Origin of the sequence: Streptomyces sp. SID8352, from assembly GCF_009862265.1 — a bacterium.
Classification (GTDB): domain Bacteria; phylum Actinomycetota; class Actinomycetes; order Streptomycetales; family Streptomycetaceae; genus Streptomyces.
On record NZ_WWGX01000091.1, the window covers coordinates 94,438 to 111,521 of the forward strand.

Sequence of the window (17,084 nt, forward strand, 5' to 3'; positions counted from 1 at the left end):
ACTCCGCTGAAGGTCCCTGGGTCGAACGGCCCGGGGACCTTGCGGTATGTGAGGCTGTGCCCCATGGCCGTCGTCCGTGACCTGCGCGTCCTGCTGCGCCTGAAGGGATTCCGGCGCCTGCTCGCCGTCCGCCTGCTCTCCCAGGGAGCCGACGGCGTCTACCAGGTCGCGCTCGCCACCTATGTGGTCTTCTCACCGGAGAAGCAGACGTCGGCCGGGGCCATCGCCTCCGCGATGGCGGTCCTGCTCCTGCCCTACTCCCTGGTGGGCCCGTTCGCCGGCGTCCTCCTGGACCGCTGGCGCCGCCGCCAGGTCTTCCTCCACGGCAACCTGCTGCGCGCCGTGCTGGCCTCGGTGACGGCCGCCCTGATGGTGAGCGACGTCCCGGTCTGGCTCTTCTACGTCTCCGCCCTCTGCGTCACAGCCGTCAACCGCTTCGTCCTCGCGGGACTCTCCGCCGCCCTGCCGCGCGTGGTGGACACCGAGCGCCTGGTGATCGCCAACTCCCTCTCCCCGACCGCCGGGACCCTGGCGGCGACCGCGGGTGGTGGCCTGGCCTTCCTTGTACGCCTGCTGGTCTCGGACTCCGACGCCGCCGTGGTGCTCCTGGGCGCCCTGTTGTATCTGTGCGGGGCGCTGGCGGCGCTGCGCATCGCGGTGGACCTGCTGGGTCCCGACCGGCCGCTCGTGCGGCCCCGGCTGGCCTCGTCGCTCGCCGACACCGCTCGGGGACTGGCGGCGGGGGTGCGCCATCTGGCGGAGCCCGCCCGCCGCGAGGCGGCCCGCTCGCTCGTGGCCATGACCCTGATGCGGTTCTGCTACGGCGCCCTGCTGGTGATGCTGCTGATGCTCTGCCGGTACGCCCTGAGCTCCAGTACCAGGGACGGGCTGACGCTGCTGGGGCTGGCGCTGGGTGTCTCGGGGGCGGGCTTCTTCGCGGCCGCGGTGATCACCCCCTGGGCGGCGGGGCGGCGCGGCCCCGGCCACTGGATCATCGTGTGCGCGGCAGCGGCGGCGGTGCTGGTCCCGGTGCTCGGCCTGCCGTTCGCCACCGCTCCTCTGCTCGCCGCGGCGTTCGTCCTGGGGCTGGCCACCCAGGGCGCGAAGATCTCCACCGACACGATCGTGCAGTCCTCGGTCGACGACGCCTTCCGTGGCCGGATCTTCTCCGTTTACGACGTGCTGTTCAATGTCGCCTTCGTCGGCGCCGCCGGCGTCGCCGCCCTGATGCTGCCGCCGGACGGCCGGTCCGTCCCCCTGATCGTGACCATCGCGCTGATCTACGGGGCGATCGCGGTGTTTTTGATGCGCTTTGAGCGCAAGTAAGTGTCACATCAGTGCCACAGAGTCGCCTCGGACCGCGGCGATGTCAGTGAGGACCGATAGCTTACGTGCGTCGTACTCACGCCATGTTCGCGTCATGCACCGCAGTTCGAGGGGGAACCCCAGTGACCACTCCGCCCCAGGGCAATCCATTCGCGCAGGGACAGCCGCAGGCTCCGCAGCAGCCCCATGGGCAGAACCCCTTCGCCCAGGGTCAGCCCGGCTTCCCGCAGCAGCCCGGCCAGCCCGGCTTTCCCCAGCAGGGCGCACCCTTCGGGCCGACCCCGCCGCAGCCGGCCCGGCGCAAGCTCAGCTTCAAGACGATCAAGAACATCGTCATCGTCGTGATCGTCGTCGGAGTCGCCATCGGCGGCTACATAGCCAGCCGCGACGACGCGGACACCGCGAGCGTGGGTGACTGCATGCACCGCGGCAGCACCAACGACAACGACCCCGACCTCGAGGTCGTCGACTGCAACAGCTCGAAGGCCGAGTACGAGGTGATGGCCAAGATCAAGGGCTCCTACAAGACCCAGCTCGTCGCCTCCACCAAGTGCGAGCAGGAGGCCCCCGGATTCCAGTACACCTACAGCCAGACCGGCAGCGGCGACTTCCTGCTCTGCCTGAAGGACCACAAGAAGTAGAACGGGGCCTCGGACACTGCTTCCCGCGCGCCGAAGGGGCGCTGTTTCACGTGAAACACCGTGAAGCGGCGCCCCTTCGTCCATGTCGTGGAGGGTGTGTGTTTCACGTGAAACACACACCCTCCACGGCGTTCCCGCTCCGGAGACTCAGCCCTCCTGCTCGGCCCACCACTCCTTGAGGGCCGCCACCGCCGCCTCGTGCTCCATCGGCCCGTTCTCCAGACGCAGCTCCAGCAGGTGCTTGTACGCCTGCCCCACGGCCGGACCGGGCCGGATGCCGAGGATGCCCATGATCTCGTTACCGTCGAGATCGGGGCGGATCGAGTCCAGCTTCTCCTGCTTCTGGAGGGCGGCGATCCGGTCCTCCAGCCCGTCGTAGGCGCGGGAGAGGGCGGCGGCCTTGCGCTTGTTGCGGGTCGTGCAGTCAGAGCGGGTCAGCTTGTGCAGCCGGCCGAGCAGGGGACCCGCGTCACGGACGTACCGGCGGACCGCGGAATCGGTCCACTCGCCCGTGCCGTAACCGTGGAACCGCAGATGCAGTTCGACCAGCCGCGAGACGTCCTTCACCAGCTCATTGGAGTACTTCAGCGCGGTCATGCGCTTCTTCGTCATCTTGGCCCCGACCATCTCGTGGTGGTGGAACGAGACCCTGCCGTCCTTCTCGAAGCGACGTGTGCGCGGTTTGCCGACATCGTGCAGCAGGGCGGCCAGACGCAGCACCAGATCCGGTCCCTCGCTCTCCAGGGCCATGGCCTGCTCCAGGACGATGAGCGTGTGGTCGTAGACGTCCTTGTGCCGGTGATGCTCGTCCCGCTCCAGCCGCAGGGCCGGCAGCTCGGGCAGAACATGGTCGGCGAGACCGGTGTCCACCAGCAGCGTCAGACCCTTGCGCGGGTGGGCGGAGAGGACGAGCTTGTTCAGCTCGTCCCGGACCCGCTCGGCCGAAACGATCCCGATGCGGCCCGCCATGTCCGTCATGGCCGCCACCACCTCGGGCGCGACGTCGAAATCGAGCTGCGCGGCGAAGCGCGCGGCCCGCATCATCCGCAGCGGGTCGTCCGAGAAGGACTGCTCGGGTGTGCCCGGGGTCCGCAGCACGCGGGCCGCGAGATCGTGCAGTCCCCCGTGCGGGTCGATGAACTCCTTCTCCGGAAGCGCGACCGCCATGGCGTTCACCGTGAAGTCGCGCCGGACCAGATCCTCCTCGATCGAGTCGCCGTAGGAGACCTCCGGCTTGCGCGACGTACGGTCGTACGCCTCGGAGCGGTAGGTGGTGACCTCGATCTGGAAGACCCGCTCGGCGTCACCCACGCGGGCGTTCTTCTGCGCCCCGACCGTGCCGAAGGCGATGCCGACGTCCCAGAGGGCCTCCGCCCAGGGCCGCATGATCTCCAGTATGTCCTGCGGGCGGGCGTCAGTGGTGAAGTCCAGGTCGTTGCCGAGCCGGCCGAGCAACGCGTCCCGGACCGAGCCGCCGACCAGGGCGAGGCTGAACCCGGCCGCCCGGAAGCGGCGGGCGAGGTCGTCGGCGACAGGGGCAACCCGCAACAGTTCGCTCACCGCGCGGTGCTGCACCTGGCTGAGGGCATGGGGCGTGACTTCGTTGGCGTTCGGCACAACAGAACAGGGTACGTGGCCCGGGCGGGCACGGCTTCCGTCCATAGCACACATAGGGGACGGCAGGGCGGATCACCAGAGGTGGCGGACAGCCCCGGATGATCTCCGGCCGCACTCCGTGGCACTTCGGCCCGGCGCACCTCGTTACCATGCGTGGACGCACATTCCGACGACCACTGACGACGACGAGGGACGGGCGAGCGCGTGGCCGAGGCGGCAGTACCCCAGGGGACCAGTCCCTCACCTGCCCTCCGGCTGCTGCGGCGCGGTACGGCACTGCTCGCCGGAGCACCCCTGCTGGCCGGTCTGCTCCAGTTGCCCATCGCCGGCACGGCGCAGGCGGGGCCGCGGGAGGCGGCGGCCGACGCGCGCGGGGTGTCCGTCGCCATCGACTCCCTGACGCCCGCCGTCCCCACGGGCGGGGACACCGTGACCGTCTCCGGCACCGTCACCAACCACGGCAAGCGGCAGATCACCGACGCCCACGTGGGGCTGCGGGTGGGGCCCGGCATCGACACGCGGTCCGGGGTCGACGCGGCGGCCAGGAACAGCACGGACCTCCAGGGCGCCGTCCCGCCGGAGATCGACGACAAGTACACGGAGAAGTTCTCCAAACTGGTGCCGGGCGTCGCGGAGCGCTTCAACATCTCCGTACCGGTCGACAAGCTGAACCTCGACAGGGACGGCGTCTACCAGTTCGCCGTCTCCCTCTCCGGCCAGACCTCGGAACAGCCCTGGGAGCGGATCCTCGGCATCCAGCGGACCTTCCTCCCCTGGCAGCCCGACGCGGCGGACCCCAGAACGAGGACGACGTTCCTCTGGCCGCTGATCTCCACCGTCCACATGTCGGCCCAGACGGGCCCGAACGAGGAGCAGACCCCGGTCTTCCTCGACGACGGCCTGGCCCAGGAGATCTCCCCCGGCGGCCGCCTGAACCAGATGGTTGCCCTGGGCAGGAACCTCGACGTCACCTGGGTCGTCGATCCCGATCTACTGGCCTCCGTCGACGCGATGACGGGCAGCTACCAGGTCCGCCAGGGCGACGAGACCGTCGAGGGCACGCAGCAGGAGGTCGCCAAGCAGTGGCTCGCCGACCTCCAGACCGCGGTGGCGGACAAGGAGGTCGTCGCGCTCCCCTTCGCCGACCCGGACCTGGCCTCCCTCGCCCACGAGGGCACGGACATCACCGGCTCGCTGAGCCAGCTCAAGGACGCTACGGACGTCGTCGCCAACACGGTCGAACCGATCCTCCACGTCACGCCGAACACCGACTTCGCCTGGCCCGTGAACGGTGCCGTCGACGGATCGATCGTCAAGGTCGCCACCTCGGCCGGCGCCGACAAGGTGATCGCCCGCAGCGACAGCCTCCAGGAGACCAACGACCTGCCCTACACCCCGTCCGCGGCCCGCCCCATCGGCGGCGGCACCACCGCGGTCGTCGCGGACGCCCGGCTCTCCACGGCGTTCGAGGGCGACCTGACCAAGGCCTCCGCGTCCACGCTCGCCGTCCAGCGGTTCCTCGCCCAGAGCCTGGCCCTCAACGTGCAGACCGACAAGCAGCGCAGCATCGTCGTCGCCCCGCAGCGGATGCCGACCGGAAGCCAGGCCCGCGCCATGGCAGAGGCGGTCACGGCCCTCCAGGGCAGCACCTGGTCCACACCGCAGAAGCTGGCGGGCGCCGCCGCGGCCAAGCCCGGCCCCGAGGCCACCACCAGGGTCCCGGGCGGCTCCTCCTACCCCAACCCGCTGCGCAAGCGGGAACTCCCGCGCGCGGCGTTCCAGCAGATCGCGCGGACCCAGGGCAAGCTCGACAACTTCGCGGTCGTCCTCTCCCAGGAGTCCCGCGTCGTGACGCCCTTCGGGCGCGCCCTCAACCGCGGCACCTCCGTCTCCTGGCGCGGACGGCCCACCGAGGCGGCCTCCTTCCGCATCGGCGTGGAGACCTACCTCGACGGGCTGACCGGGCGGGTCCGGCTCATCGACAAGTCGGAGACCAAGCTCTCCGGCCGCAGCGCCACCATCCCCGTGACCGTGCAGAACAACCTGGTACAGGACGTCGGCCCGCTGGTACTGCGGCTCACCTCGACCAACCCGACCCGGCTGGAGATCGGCGGCGCCGCCTTCCAGGAGCAGCGGGTCGCCGTCTCCGGCGGTCACAGCCAGTCGGTGAAGTTCACCACCTCGGCCAACGCCAACGGCCGGGCCACGGTGATCGCCCAGCTCTACACGCTCGACGGACAGGCGTACGGGGAAGCGGTCACCTTCGACGTGAAGGTCACCGAGATCACGGCCACCGTGATGCTCGTCATCGGCGGCGGCGTCCTGCTGCTCGTCCTCGCCGGCTTCCGGATGTACACCCAGCGCAAGCGGGCCGCCGCCCGTGAGGCCGGACAGGACGGCACCGGCACCTCCGCCGACGAGGGCGACGACGACGGCGTCCCGGCCGGGGAACCCGGCGCCCCGGAGCCGTCCCCCGCGGCCGAGGAGGCCGGCACCACTGGCGACGACCGCGACACGGAGCACGCGCGGGACGCCGAGGAGAACCCGGAGGGCCCCGGCGGACGTCTCCGGAAGGAGTCCGGCGCCGGTGTCCGGGCGGGCGACCACGAGCAGCCGAGTGACCCGGCACCGGACACCGCAGCGGAAAACACCGGCCCGTCCGGCACGGGTGAGAGAGTGGACCGTTGAGGATGTCGTGGCCGGTCGGCCCGGGACGATGAGGTGGGGTAACCATGAACGCGCCGTACGACGGTGACCGCGGTCGGGCCGTGGACGGCACGGGCCGCCCCGGGGACCCGCCACCGCCCGACCACGGCCCCGCGCCGCAGCAGCCCGCGGACACCTACCTCCAGGACGCCTACGCCCAGGACCCCTACCGTTCGCAGGACCTCTCCGCCCAGGACCCGGTCTCCGAGGCCCTCTACGACCGCGCCGCGCATCCCCCGCCGCCCCCCGGCGCCTACGCCGCCCAGGAGCCCCTGTACGGCCACCCGGCGCCGTCGCCGCACGCCCCCGACCCCAGGGTCTGGGCCCGTACGCCGCCACCGGAGCCCGAGGGGCCGACGCAGAACCTGCCGTACGGCGACGACCCCCGCACGACCCGCTTCGTCGGTGTGGACGACCTCGTCACCGGGGCCGGCGCGGAGTACCACGAGCCGGACGCCTTCGCCCACCTCTTCCGCGACCAGCAGCAGGGCGGCGGCCACCCCGCCTACGGGAACCACGCCCCGGTCCCCGCCCCAGCCGCGGCACCCGCGCCGCACTACGGGGGCACCCCGGGCCCGTACGGCGGCCCCGCCGTCCCGGGCGGCTACGCGGCGCCCGGACAGGGTGAGTACGCCGCGCCCGCGCAGGGCGAGTACGCGGCGCCGCACCCGGGCGGCTACGCGGCACCGCCACCGGGGGAGTACGCGGTGGCCGCCGCGCCCGAGGCGGCCGAACCCATCGAGGAACCGCTGCCCGCTCCCACCGCCCCCAGGGGAGGGCGCGCGGGAGGGCTGCTGAAGTCCAGCGCGCTGATGGCCGCGGGCACCATGGTCTCCCGGCTGACCGGGTTCATCCGCTCGGCGCTCATCGTCTCCGCCCTCGGCGTCGGCCTGCTCGGCGACACCTTCCAGGTGGCCTACCAGCTGCCGACGATGATCTACATCCTGACCGTCGGCGGCGGCCTCAACTCGGTGTTCGTCCCCCAGCTGGTGCGCGCCATGAAGGACGACGCCGACGGCGGCGAGGCCTTCGCCAACCGGCTGCTGACGCTCGTCATGGTGGCACTCGGCCTGCTCACCGCCCTGACGATCGTCACGGCGCCGGTGCTGATCAAGCTGCTCTCCGCCCCCGTCGCGAACGATCCGGCCGCCAACGAGGTGGGTATCACCTTCGTCCGCTACTTCCTGCCGTCGATCTTCTTCATGGGCCTCCACGTGGTCATGGGCCAGGTGCTCAACGCCCGCGGCAGGTTCGGCGCGATGATGTGGACCCCGGTCCTCAACAACATCGTCATCATCGTCACCCTCGGCGCGTTCATCTGGGTGTACGGCACCGCGGAGAACTCCGGGATGAAGGTGACCAGCATCCCGCCGGAGGGCGAGCGACTGCTCGGCCTCGGCGTGCTGCTCGGCCTCGTCGTCCAGTCCCTGGCGATGATCCCCTACCTGCGCGAGACCGGCTTCCGGCTGCGGCCGCGCTTCGACTGGAAGGGCCACGGACTCGGCAAGGCGATGACCCTCGCCAAGTGGACGGTCTTCTTCGTGCTCGCCAACCAGGCGGGCGCGATGATCGTCATCCAGCTCTCCACCGCCGCGGGCAAGGCCTCCCCCGTCGACGGCACCGGCTTCGCCGCCTATGCCAACGCCCAGCTCATCTGGGGACTGCCGCAGGCCATCATCACGGTCTCCCTGATGGCCGCCCTACTGCCCCGCATCTCGCGCTCCGCCGCCGAGGAGGACGGCGGCGCGGTCCGGGACGACATCTCCCAGGGCCTGCGCACCACGGCCGTCGCCATCGTGCCGGTCTCCTTCGGCTTCGTCGCCCTCGGCATCCCGATGTGCACCCTGATGTTCGGCTCGTCGGGCACCGGCGAGGCCACCAACATGGGCTTCATGCTGATGGCCTTCGGCCTCGGCCTCATCCCCTACTCGGTGCAGTACGTCGTCCTGCGCGCCTTCTACGCCTACGAGGACACCCGCACCCCCTTCTACAACACGGTCATCGTGGCCACCGTCAACGCGGGCGCCGCGGCCCTCTGCTTCCTGCTCCTCCCGGCCCGCTGGGCCGTGGTCGGCATGGCAGCCGCCTACGGCCTGGCCTACATGGCCGGTGTCGGTGTCGCCTGGCGGAGGCTGCGCAAGCGGCTCGGCGGCGACCTGGACGGATCCCGGGTGCTGCGCACCTACGCCCGGCTCTGCATCGCCTCCGTCCCGGCCGCTCTGATCAGCGGCGCCGCCTGCTACGGCATCACCCGCGTGCTCGGCCAGGGCGCCGTCGGATCGCTCGCCGCTCTGCTGGCCGGCGGGGCGCTCCTGATCGGCGTCTTCTTCGCCGCCGCCCGCCGCATGCGCATCGAGGAGGTCAACTCCCTGGTCGGTATGGTCCGCGGACGCCTGGGACGCTGAAACCGCGGGTAGGCGCACAACCATCGTCCACCGCCGTGTGTCGTGCATAGCGGTGGACTGTGGGCACAATTGGATCGGCGTCGGACCGCGTGCCGCGCAGGTGGAACCGGCGCGCATCGAATGGGGAGGCAGGAACGACGGTGGCGGAACGGAGCACAGCTGCCGTCGACGTGGCAGACAACAGCGGTGAGAAGCCGCTGACCGCACAGGCGGACCAGTCCACGGCCGACGGGGTGGCCAGCAACCGGGAGCGGGACACGGACAGCGACGAGGCACAGCGGAGCACCACCGGCGAGGAGGCCGTCCCGCCTTCGCCCCCCGAGCTGCACAGCGGGCACAAGCTCGCCGGACGTTACCGCCTGGAGGAATGCGTCACCCGCCTGGACGGCTTCAGCAGCTGGCGGGCGGTCGACGAGAAGCTGCGCCGTGCCGTCGGGGTCCACGTCCTCCCGGCCGACCACGCCCGCGCCCGCTCGGTGCTGGCCGCGGCCCGCTCCGCCGCGCTCCTCGGCGACCCGCGCTTCGTCCAGGTCCTCGACGCGGTCGAGGAGAACAACCTCGTCTACGTCGTCCACGAGTGGCTTCCCGACGCCACCGAACTGACCGCCCTCCTCGCCGCCGGCCCGCTGGAGGTGTACGACGCCTACCAGATGGTCAGCCAGGTCTCCTCCGCCATGGCCGCCGCACACCGCGAGGGCCTCGCACATCTGCGTCTGAGCCCCAACGCCGTGCTGCGCACCTCGACCGGCCAGTGGCGCATCCGGGGGCTCGCCGTCAACGCCGCACTCCGCGGCATCGCCTCGGACACCCCCCAGCGCGCCGACACCGAGGCCATCGGCGCCCTGCTCTACGCCTCCCTCACCCAGCGCTGGCCGTACGAGAACGACGCCTACGGCCTGTCCGGCCTGCCCAAGGACCTCGGACTGATCCCCCCCGACCAGGTGCGGGCCGGCGTCCACCGAGGACTGTCCGAGCTGGCCACGCGCGCGCTCGCCAACGACGGCGCCACCGCCTCGCGCCATGAGTCCCCGTGCACCACGCCGGAGGAGCTGGTGAAGGCGATCGGCGAGATGCCCCGCATCCGCCCGCCGGAGCCCGCCTTCACCGCCCCGCCGGCGTACCAGCGCACGACCTACCAGCAGGGCCCGTACGGCCGCCCGGCGCCGCACCCTGGGATCACCCAGCCGGTGCCGACCCCGCCGCCCCCGTTGCAGAGCCGCACCGGCAAGGCCCTGAAGTGGGCCGTCTCCGCGCTGCTGATCGCCGCCCTGGGCCTGGGAAGCTGGCAGCTCGCCGACGCGCTCATGGAACGCGGCGGCAAGACCGACGACCAGAACCAGACCCAGACGACCGAGGGCGGCAACAAGGGCGGCGAGAAGCCCAAGCCAGCCACACCCCTCAAGATCCACGACGCCGTCGAGTACTACCCCGACGGCAAGCCCCAGCACGCCAACGACGTGGGGCTCAGCTACGACGGCGACCCCTCCACGTACTGGCGCACCTACTCCTACAACGAGGGACCCGAACTGGCGCCCTACAAGCAGGGCGTGGGCATCATGTACGACCTCGGCGCCGTCCGGAACGTCTCGTCCGCCTCGATAGGGCTGTTCTACGGCGGTGCCCGCACCACGGCCCACCTGTACGCGGCCGACTCCCTCTCATCCTCCGCACCGCTCGGCTCCATGAAGGAGATCGGGCAGGTCTCGACGTCCGGACAGGTACTGGAGTTCTCCGCCGAGCGCGCGGTGAAGACCCGCTACGTGCTGGTGTGGATCACCTCCGCGCCGTACTCGGGGCGGGACGAGTACAGCGGCGCCGGATACAAGCAGGCGATCACCGAAGTGCGGTTCAAGGGCTGACGACGCGACGGGGGGTGGGGCGTCCCGATGGGGGAGAATCCCGGGGATCCCGCGGCATCGGACGAGACGCTGCTGGAGCGGCACGTCGCCGGTGACCCGGACGCATTCGGCGAACTGGTACGGCGCCACCGCGACCGGCTCTGGGCCGTCGCCCTGCGGACGCTGGGGGACCGCGAGGAGGCCGCCGACGCCGTGCAGGACGCCCTTGTCTCGGCGTACCGGGCCGCAGGCAGCTTCCGCGGACAGGCGGCGGTCACCACCTGGCTGCACAGGATCACGGTGAACGCCTGCCTGGACCGCGCCCGCAAGGCCGCCTCCCGGAGAACGGCCCCGGTCGACGACGCCGAGCGGCTGGACCGGCTGCTGGAGCCCCATGAGTCCGCCTCGGCGCCCGCCGAGCGCAAGGACCTCCACCGCGAACTGCTGGAAGCGCTGGACACCCTGCCCGCCGACCAGCGGGCCGCCCTGGTCCTGGTCGACATGCAGGCCTATCCGGTGGCGGAGGCCGCCCGCATCCTCGACGCTCCGGTCGGCACCATCAAGAGCCGCTGCGCCCGTGGCAGGGCCCGCCTCCTCCCCCTGCTCACCCATCTCCGCCCCGGCCGCCGCGACGAGGGCGGGGCGGACAAGCAGGACGGGAGGACCGGCACGGGACGGAACCGGACCCGAGGGGCATCCGTCCCACCGGCAGCGGGACCCAGCGATCCAGCCACGGTGAAGGGCGGAGGTGGACGAGCGTGACATCGTCGACGGCGGACATGGCCGGGCACCCGGACATCACCGAGATCTCAGATCTCACCGAGGGTCTGCTCCCTCCGGCCAGGAGCGAAGACATCCGGCGGCATCTGGAGGAGTGCGCGCCCTGCACGGACCTCCACGCCTCGCTGGAGGAGATCCGGGAGCTGATGGGGAACCTCCCGACCCCCTCCGCGATGCCGGACGACGTTGCCGACCGCATCGATGCCGCTCTCGCCGCGGAGGCGGAAGGTCCCTCCGGGGACACCCATGACCGCGTCCGCGTTTCACGTGAAACATCGCCTGTGTCCGACCGGCCCTCGGGAGGCGCACGCTCCTCGACCACGGGGCCGGGCCGCAAGGGCAGCGGAAGTCCCCGGGACCGGAGGCGGGGCGGACCCCGCCGGATCGCCGTCCTGGGAGCGGTGGCCGCCGTCGCGGCCCTGGGGCTGGGCTCCGTGATCGTGACCTCCCTCAGCGGCAACGACGACCCCGGTACCACGGCCCACGCCAAGCGGGCCGCCGCTGTCGAGAGCTTCTCCGAGGAGGGACTCCAGGAGCAGGTCACCGCGCTGCTGGCAGGGACCGCGGGCCCATCCGCCACGCCACGCACCTTCGGTGCCGAGTCCGGGGCCGGCGAGAAGAACCGTCTCCTGAGGGAGCCGGCGCTCCCCGGGTGCGTACAACAGGGGATCGGCCGCGACGACGCGGTGCTGGCGACCGAGGATGGCGTCTACCAGGGAAGGCGTGCCATGCTCGTGGTACTGCCCGACCGCACCGACGACCGCAGGGTCACCGCCTACCTCGTCGAGTCGACGTGTGTGGACCAGCCGTCCATGAACAGGGCAAAGGTGCTGTTCACGCGCTCCTACGCCCGACCCTGAGCCACCGCTCTCATCCCTTCGCATGATGCGCCCCGCCACAGCGGGAATAGCGCGCCCCTTAATATCCGTTGGGTCGGATGGGAGCTGAGGAGATGAGCCCCGCCCGGCCCTGTAAGAAGCTGTCCAGAGACGAGGAATGAAGCCGTGAGCGACGTCCGAAACGTGATCATCATCGGCTCCGGCCCCGCCGGCTACACGGCGGCGCTCTACACCGCGCGCGCGTCGCTGAAGCCGCTGGTGTTCGAGGGCGCCGTCACCGCAGGCGGTGCGCTGATGAACACCACCGATGTGGAGAACTTCCCGGGCTTCCAGAACGGCATCATGGGCCCGGAGCTCATGGACAACATGCGCGCCCAGTCGGAGCGCTTCGGCGCCGAGCTCATCCCGGACGACATCGTCTCCGTCGACCTGTCCGGTGAGATCAAGACCGTCACCGACACCGCCGGTACGGTTCACCGCGCCAAGGCGGTCATCGTCGCCACCGGTTCCCAGCACCGCAAGCTCGGCCTGCCGAACGAGGACGCCCTCTCCGGTCGTGGCGTCTCCTGGTGCGCGACCTGTGACGGCTTCTTCTTCAAGGACCAGGACATCGCCGTGATCGGCGGTGGCGACACCGCGATGGAGGAGGCGACCTTCCTCTCCCGCTTCGCCAAGTCCGTCACGATCGTCCACCGCCGCGACACCCTGCGCGCCTCCAAGGCGATGCAGGAGCGCGCCTTCGCCGACCCGAAGATCTCCTTCGCCTGGGACAGCGAGATCGCCGAGGTCGTCGGCGACCAGAAGCTGGCCGGGCTGAAGCTGCGCAACATCAAGACCGGCGAGCTCTCCGACCTGGCCGTGACCGGCCTCTTCATCGCCATCGGTCACGACCCCCGCACCGAGCTCTTCAAGGGCCAGCTCGACCTGGACCCGGAGGGCTACCTCAAGGTCGACGCCCCGTCGACCCGCACCAGTGTGACCGGTGTCTTCGGCGCCGGCGACGTGGTCGACCACACGTACCGCCAGGCGATCACCGCAGCCGGTACCGGCTGTTCCGCGGCCCTCGACGCCGAGCGCTTCCTTGCCGCGCTCAGCGACGAGGACCAGGCAGAGCCCGAGAAGACTGCGGTCTGACCCCTATCCACACATCCATAAGTGAGGAGCCCGCTGTGGCCGGCACCCTGAAGAACGTCACCGACGACACATTCGATGAGGATGTCCTCAAGAGCGACAAGCCCGTTCTGGTGGACTTCTGGGCCGCGTGGTGCGGTCCGTGCCGTCAGATCGCGCCGTCACTGGAGGCCATCGCGGCCGAGTACGGCGAGAAGATCGAGATCGTCAAGCTGAACATCGATGAGAACCCGGCCACGGCTGCCAAGTACGGCGTCATGTCCATCCCGACCCTGAACGTCTACCAGGGCGGCGAGGTCGCCAAGACCATCGTCGGTGCCAAGCCGAAGGCCGCGATCGTCCGCGACCTTGAGGACTTCATCGCCGACTGATGTTTCACGTGAAACACGCATGGGCCGTCCCGGAAGGGGCGGCCCATGCGGCGTTACTGAGGGCTCCCGGCATCACAGCGGCCGGAGCACCGGATCCTTCTGAACGGCACCGAGAAGCCGGTCCAGTGCCATCTCCACGTCTTCCTTCCACGACAGTGTGGACCGGAGCTCCAGCCGGAGCCGGGGATGGTTCGTATGGGGCCGCACCGTCTTGAAGCCCACGGCCAGCAGATGATCCGTCGGCAGCATGCAGGCAGGTTCCTTCCAGTGGGTGTCCCCGAAGGCCTCGATGGCTTTGACACCCCGCCGCAGCAGATCCTTGGCGACGGTCTGCACCATCACCCGGCCGAGCCCCTGTCCCCGGTAGGCGGGCAGCAGGAAGGCCGTGATCAGTTGCACCGCGTCGGAGGCGACCGGGCTCGTGGGAAAAGCCGCCGAACGGGGAACGTAGGCGGGTGGCGCGTAGAGCACGAAGCCCACAGGCACGTCGTCGATCCGCACCACCCGGCCGCAGGAGCCCCAGTCCAGCAGTACGGCCGAGATCCAGGACTCCTTCTCCCGGGCCGCCCTGCCCTCCCTCACCGCGGCTTCGCCCCTGACCGGGTCCAGTTCCCAGAAGACGCATGTGCGGCAGCGCTGGGGGAGATCCTGAAGGTTGTCCAGCGTGAGCGGTACGAGCCGACGCCCCATGAAGGCTGTTCCTCGCTTCCTTCGCCCGCGGCTTCGCGGGCCGCTGTCAGAGCGCTCCGTTCCCCAAGCAGGCTGCCGATGAACCCGCCGAGCGCGCCCAGTCCCAGCCCTCCGCCGATCAGAGCGATACGGCTCATGGTCCGCATGTCCCCTGTCTCCTTCTCAGAGGTACCCGCTTCTCAGAGGTACGGCCGGATGGTGGCGCCACCTTCCAGCATCGTAACCACGCCGGGATGGCCTCAACACCGACCCGAAGCAAAGGGCGGACCGTGTTCCGGTCATCACCGGTACGGTCCGCCCTCTGCGCGTGGGTCAGTCTCGGGTCACTCTTCGGAGCCCTTCTCCGGGACGTCGTGCAGACCCTTCTGGAGCACCGGTCCCTCACCGGGGGCGAGGCTGCCGAGGATCCGCTCCAGATCCTCCATGGAGGCGAACTCCACAGTGATCTTGCCCTTCTTCTGTCCCAGATCGACCTTCACCCGGGTCTCGAAGCGGTCCGAGAGCCGCGTCGCCAGATCGGACAGCGCCGGGGAGACCAGTGAGCCGGCCCGGGGCCCCTTGGACCGCTGCGGCTTCGGGGAACGGGAGCCCATCAGGGTCACGATCTCCTCGACCGCCCGCACCGAGAGCCCCTCGGCCACGATCCGATGGGCCAGCCGGTCCTGCTCCTCCGAGTCCTCGACCGAGAGCAGCGCCCGCGCGTGCCCGGCGGAGAGGACTCCGGCGGCGACGCGGTTCTGCACCTTCGGGGACAGCTTCAGCAGACGCAGAGTGTTGGAGACCTGGGGGCGGGAACGCCCGATGCGGTCCGCGAGCTGGTCATGGGTGCAGCTGAAGTCCCTCAGCAACTGGTCGTAGGCGGCTGCCTCTTCCAGCGGATTGAGCTGCGCGCGGTGCAGGTTCTCCAGCAGCGCGTCGAGGAGAAGCTTCTCGTCCTCGGTGGCCCGGACGATCGCCGGGATCGCCTCCAGACCCGCCTGCCGGCTCGCCCGCAGACGGCGCTCACCCATGATGAGTTCGTAGTGGGCCGGGCCCACCTGACGAACGACGACCGGCTGGAGAAGGCCGACCTCCTTGATGGAGGTGACCAGTTCGGCCAGGGCGTCATCGTCGAACACCACACGCGGCTGCCGCGGGTTCGGCCTGATGGCGTCGAGCGGGATCTCGGCGAAGTGGGCGCCCAGCGGAGCCGTGGGTGCCCCGACCCCGGCTCCCTCTGTTTCACGTGAAACAGAGGGAAGCGTCGTCACCTTCGCGGCAGCCACTCCCCGTTCGTGGGGAAGGACGGGCACTCCCGTGGCGGATCCCGCGTTCCCCAGCGCGGCCGAGGCCACGGACTTCTCGGTCGGGGCGGCAGGGATCAGTGCGCCAAGACCTCGGCCCAGCCCCCTTCGTCGCTCACTCACTGGATCCCCTCCACCGTGTTCGGGTCGTTCTGGGCGTGGGCCGGATCATAGGCGACCGCGACGCCCCTCAGCGCGATCTCGCGTGCCGCCTCCAGATAGGAGAGGGCTCCGCTCGATCCTGGATCGTAGGTCAGTACCGTCTGCCCATAGCTCGGCGCCTCGGAGATGCGGACCGAGCGGGGAATGCTCGTCCTCAGGACCTCCTCGCCGAAGTGGGTGCGGACCTCCTCGGCGACCTGGGAGGCCAGTCGGGTCCGGCCGTCATACATGGTGAGCAGGATCGTCGACACATGCAGCGTGGGGTTGAGATGCCCCCGGACCAGATCGACATTGCGCAGAAGCTGGCCGAGCCCCTCCAGCGCGTAGTACTCGCACTGGATCGGGATCAGCACCTCCTCTCCGGCGACCAGGGCGTTGACGGTCAGCAGGCCGAGAGAGGGCGGGCAGTCGATGAGGATGTAGTCCAGCGGCTGCTCATACGCCTGGATCGCCCTCTGTAGCCGGCTCTCGCGCGCGACCAGGGAGACCAGCTCGATCTCGGCACCGGCGAGATCGATGGTGGCCGGGGCACAGAAGAGGCCCTCCACATCGGGGACCGGCTGGACGACCTCGGAGAGTGGCCTGCTCTCGACCAGGACGTCGTAGATGGAGGGGACCTCGGCGTGGTGGTCGATACCCAGCGCCGTGGAGGCATTGCCCTGCGGGTCGAGGTCGACGACCAGAACGCGGGCGCCGTGAAGGGCCAGAGAAGCGGCGAGGTTGACGGTGGTCGTGGTCTTGCCCACGCCGCCCTTCTGGTTGGCGACGATGATCACGCGGGTCTGCTCGGGCCGCGGCAGGCCTTCACCAGCCCGGCCCATCGCCTCCACCGCGAGTTGGGCAGCACGACCGATCGGGGTGTCGTCCATGGGCGGCGGTGTTTCACGTGAAACATCCGCTCCCATCGACTCGGTACGGGGACCGGGGACCGGGTCGGTCATCGGTCCCGCGATGTTGGCGTCGGACCGCAAGGATTCACTCTCCTCGACTTCAGGCTCGCAATGAACAGAGCCTCCCATGCCCCCAGGGTCATGAACCAGCGAGGCCCGATCTTCTGTGGAGAAATCCACCTCTGTGGACAACTTCGTGCCCCGCGCGGATGACGAGGGGCCGAAGGAACGGGGTTTCTCTTCGAGGGAGCCGAGAGGCCTTCGGTCACGAGGTTCGGCCGCAGCCCGGCCGCGACCGATGATGCCGTGCAGCAGTGAGCGACGTTTCACGTGAAACACGATGCACAGCCGCTCACCCTGGATAGCCGCGACACTCCGGCACACAGGGGCGGGGGAGCTGGGGTG

Annotated in this window: 13 protein-coding genes; 9 read left to right on the top strand and 4 right to left on the bottom strand. The window is 70.3% G+C overall.

Annotation, left to right across the window (positions count from 1 at the left end; genetic code table 11):
* The first annotated feature begins 63 nt into the window (after positions 1-63).
* Positions 64-1,326, top strand: a complete 1,263-nt coding sequence (locus tag GTY84_RS27460; protein ID WP_161229094.1) for an MFS transporter — start codon at positions 64-66, stop codon at positions 1,324-1,326.
* An 83-nt stretch (positions 1,327-1,409) separates the two neighbouring features.
* On the top strand, positions 1,410-1,967 hold the full coding sequence (locus tag GTY84_RS27465; protein ID WP_161229132.1) for a hypothetical protein: 558 nt from the start codon (positions 1,410-1,412) through the stop codon (positions 1,965-1,967).
* 147 nt (positions 1,968-2,114) lie between these two features.
* Here the strand turns inward: GTY84_RS27465 and GTY84_RS27470 are convergent, their stop codons facing one another.
* Positions 2,115-3,584: a CCA tRNA nucleotidyltransferase gene (locus GTY84_RS27470; protein WP_345943541.1), complete on the bottom strand. Its 1,470-nt coding sequence runs from the start codon at positions 3,582-3,584 to the stop codon at positions 2,115-2,117.
* A 204-nt stretch (positions 3,585-3,788) separates the two neighbouring features.
* Here GTY84_RS27470 and GTY84_RS27475 point away from each other — a divergent pair, with 204 nt between their 5' ends.
* From GTY84_RS27475 to trxA, 7 genes are all read left to right on the top strand, one after another.
* Positions 3,789-6,272 carry a DUF6049 family protein gene (locus GTY84_RS27475; RefSeq protein ID WP_161229095.1) on the top strand — a complete coding sequence of 828 codons (2,484 nt, stop codon included), beginning with the start codon at positions 3,789-3,791 and terminating at the stop codon, positions 6,270-6,272.
* A 44-nt stretch (positions 6,273-6,316) separates the two neighbouring features.
* Entirely contained in the window at positions 6,317-8,695 is a 2,379-nt protein-coding gene (gene murJ / locus GTY84_RS27480) for a murein biosynthesis integral membrane protein MurJ (protein WP_161229096.1), read from the top strand.
* Between the two features lie 140 nt (positions 8,696-8,835).
* Positions 8,836-10,554: a protein kinase family protein gene (locus GTY84_RS27485; RefSeq protein WP_161229097.1), complete on the top strand. Its 1,719-nt coding sequence runs from the start codon at positions 8,836-8,838 to the stop codon at positions 10,552-10,554.
* 27 nt (positions 10,555-10,581) lie between these two features.
* Positions 10,582-11,295, top strand: a complete 714-nt coding sequence (gene sigM / locus GTY84_RS27490; protein WP_161229098.1) for an RNA polymerase sigma factor SigM — start codon at positions 10,582-10,584, stop codon at positions 11,293-11,295.
* A 17-nt stretch (positions 11,296-11,312) separates the two neighbouring features.
* Positions 11,313-12,173, top strand: coding sequence for a zf-HC2 domain-containing protein (locus tag GTY84_RS27495; RefSeq protein WP_161229134.1), 861 nt, complete (start codon positions 11,313-11,315; stop codon positions 12,171-12,173).
* 144 nt (positions 12,174-12,317) lie between these two features.
* Positions 12,318-13,286, top strand: coding sequence for a thioredoxin-disulfide reductase (gene trxB, locus GTY84_RS27500; protein WP_161229099.1), 969 nt, complete (start codon positions 12,318-12,320; stop codon positions 13,284-13,286).
* 35 nt (positions 13,287-13,321) lie between these two features.
* Complete coding sequence (gene trxA / locus GTY84_RS27505) at positions 13,322-13,654, top strand: thioredoxin (protein WP_161229100.1); 333 nt, start codon at positions 13,322-13,324, stop codon at positions 13,652-13,654.
* Positions 13,655-13,726: 72 nt separating this feature from the next.
* On the opposite strand, the gene GTY84_RS27510 is transcribed toward trxA, so the two are convergent.
* The 3 genes from GTY84_RS27510 to GTY84_RS27520 form a co-directional block, all read right to left on the bottom strand.
* On the bottom strand, positions 13,727-14,344 hold the full coding sequence (locus GTY84_RS27510; RefSeq protein WP_161229101.1) for a GNAT family N-acetyltransferase: 618 nt from the start codon (positions 14,342-14,344) through the stop codon (positions 13,727-13,729).
* A gap of 323 nt (positions 14,345-14,667) precedes the next feature.
* Positions 14,668-15,750 carry a ParB/RepB/Spo0J family partition protein gene (locus GTY84_RS27515; protein WP_161229102.1) on the bottom strand — a complete coding sequence of 361 codons (1,083 nt, stop codon included), beginning with the start codon at positions 15,748-15,750 and terminating at the stop codon, positions 14,668-14,670.
* The gene (locus tag GTY84_RS27520) at positions 15,747-16,808 is read right to left on the bottom strand and encodes a ParA family protein (RefSeq protein ID WP_161229103.1); all 1,062 of its coding nucleotides are present in this window, start codon (positions 16,806-16,808) and stop codon (positions 15,747-15,749) included. Before GTY84_RS27520 ends, GTY84_RS27515 begins: the two co-directional genes overlap by 4 nt.
* Positions 16,809-17,084: the final 276 nt, after the last annotated feature.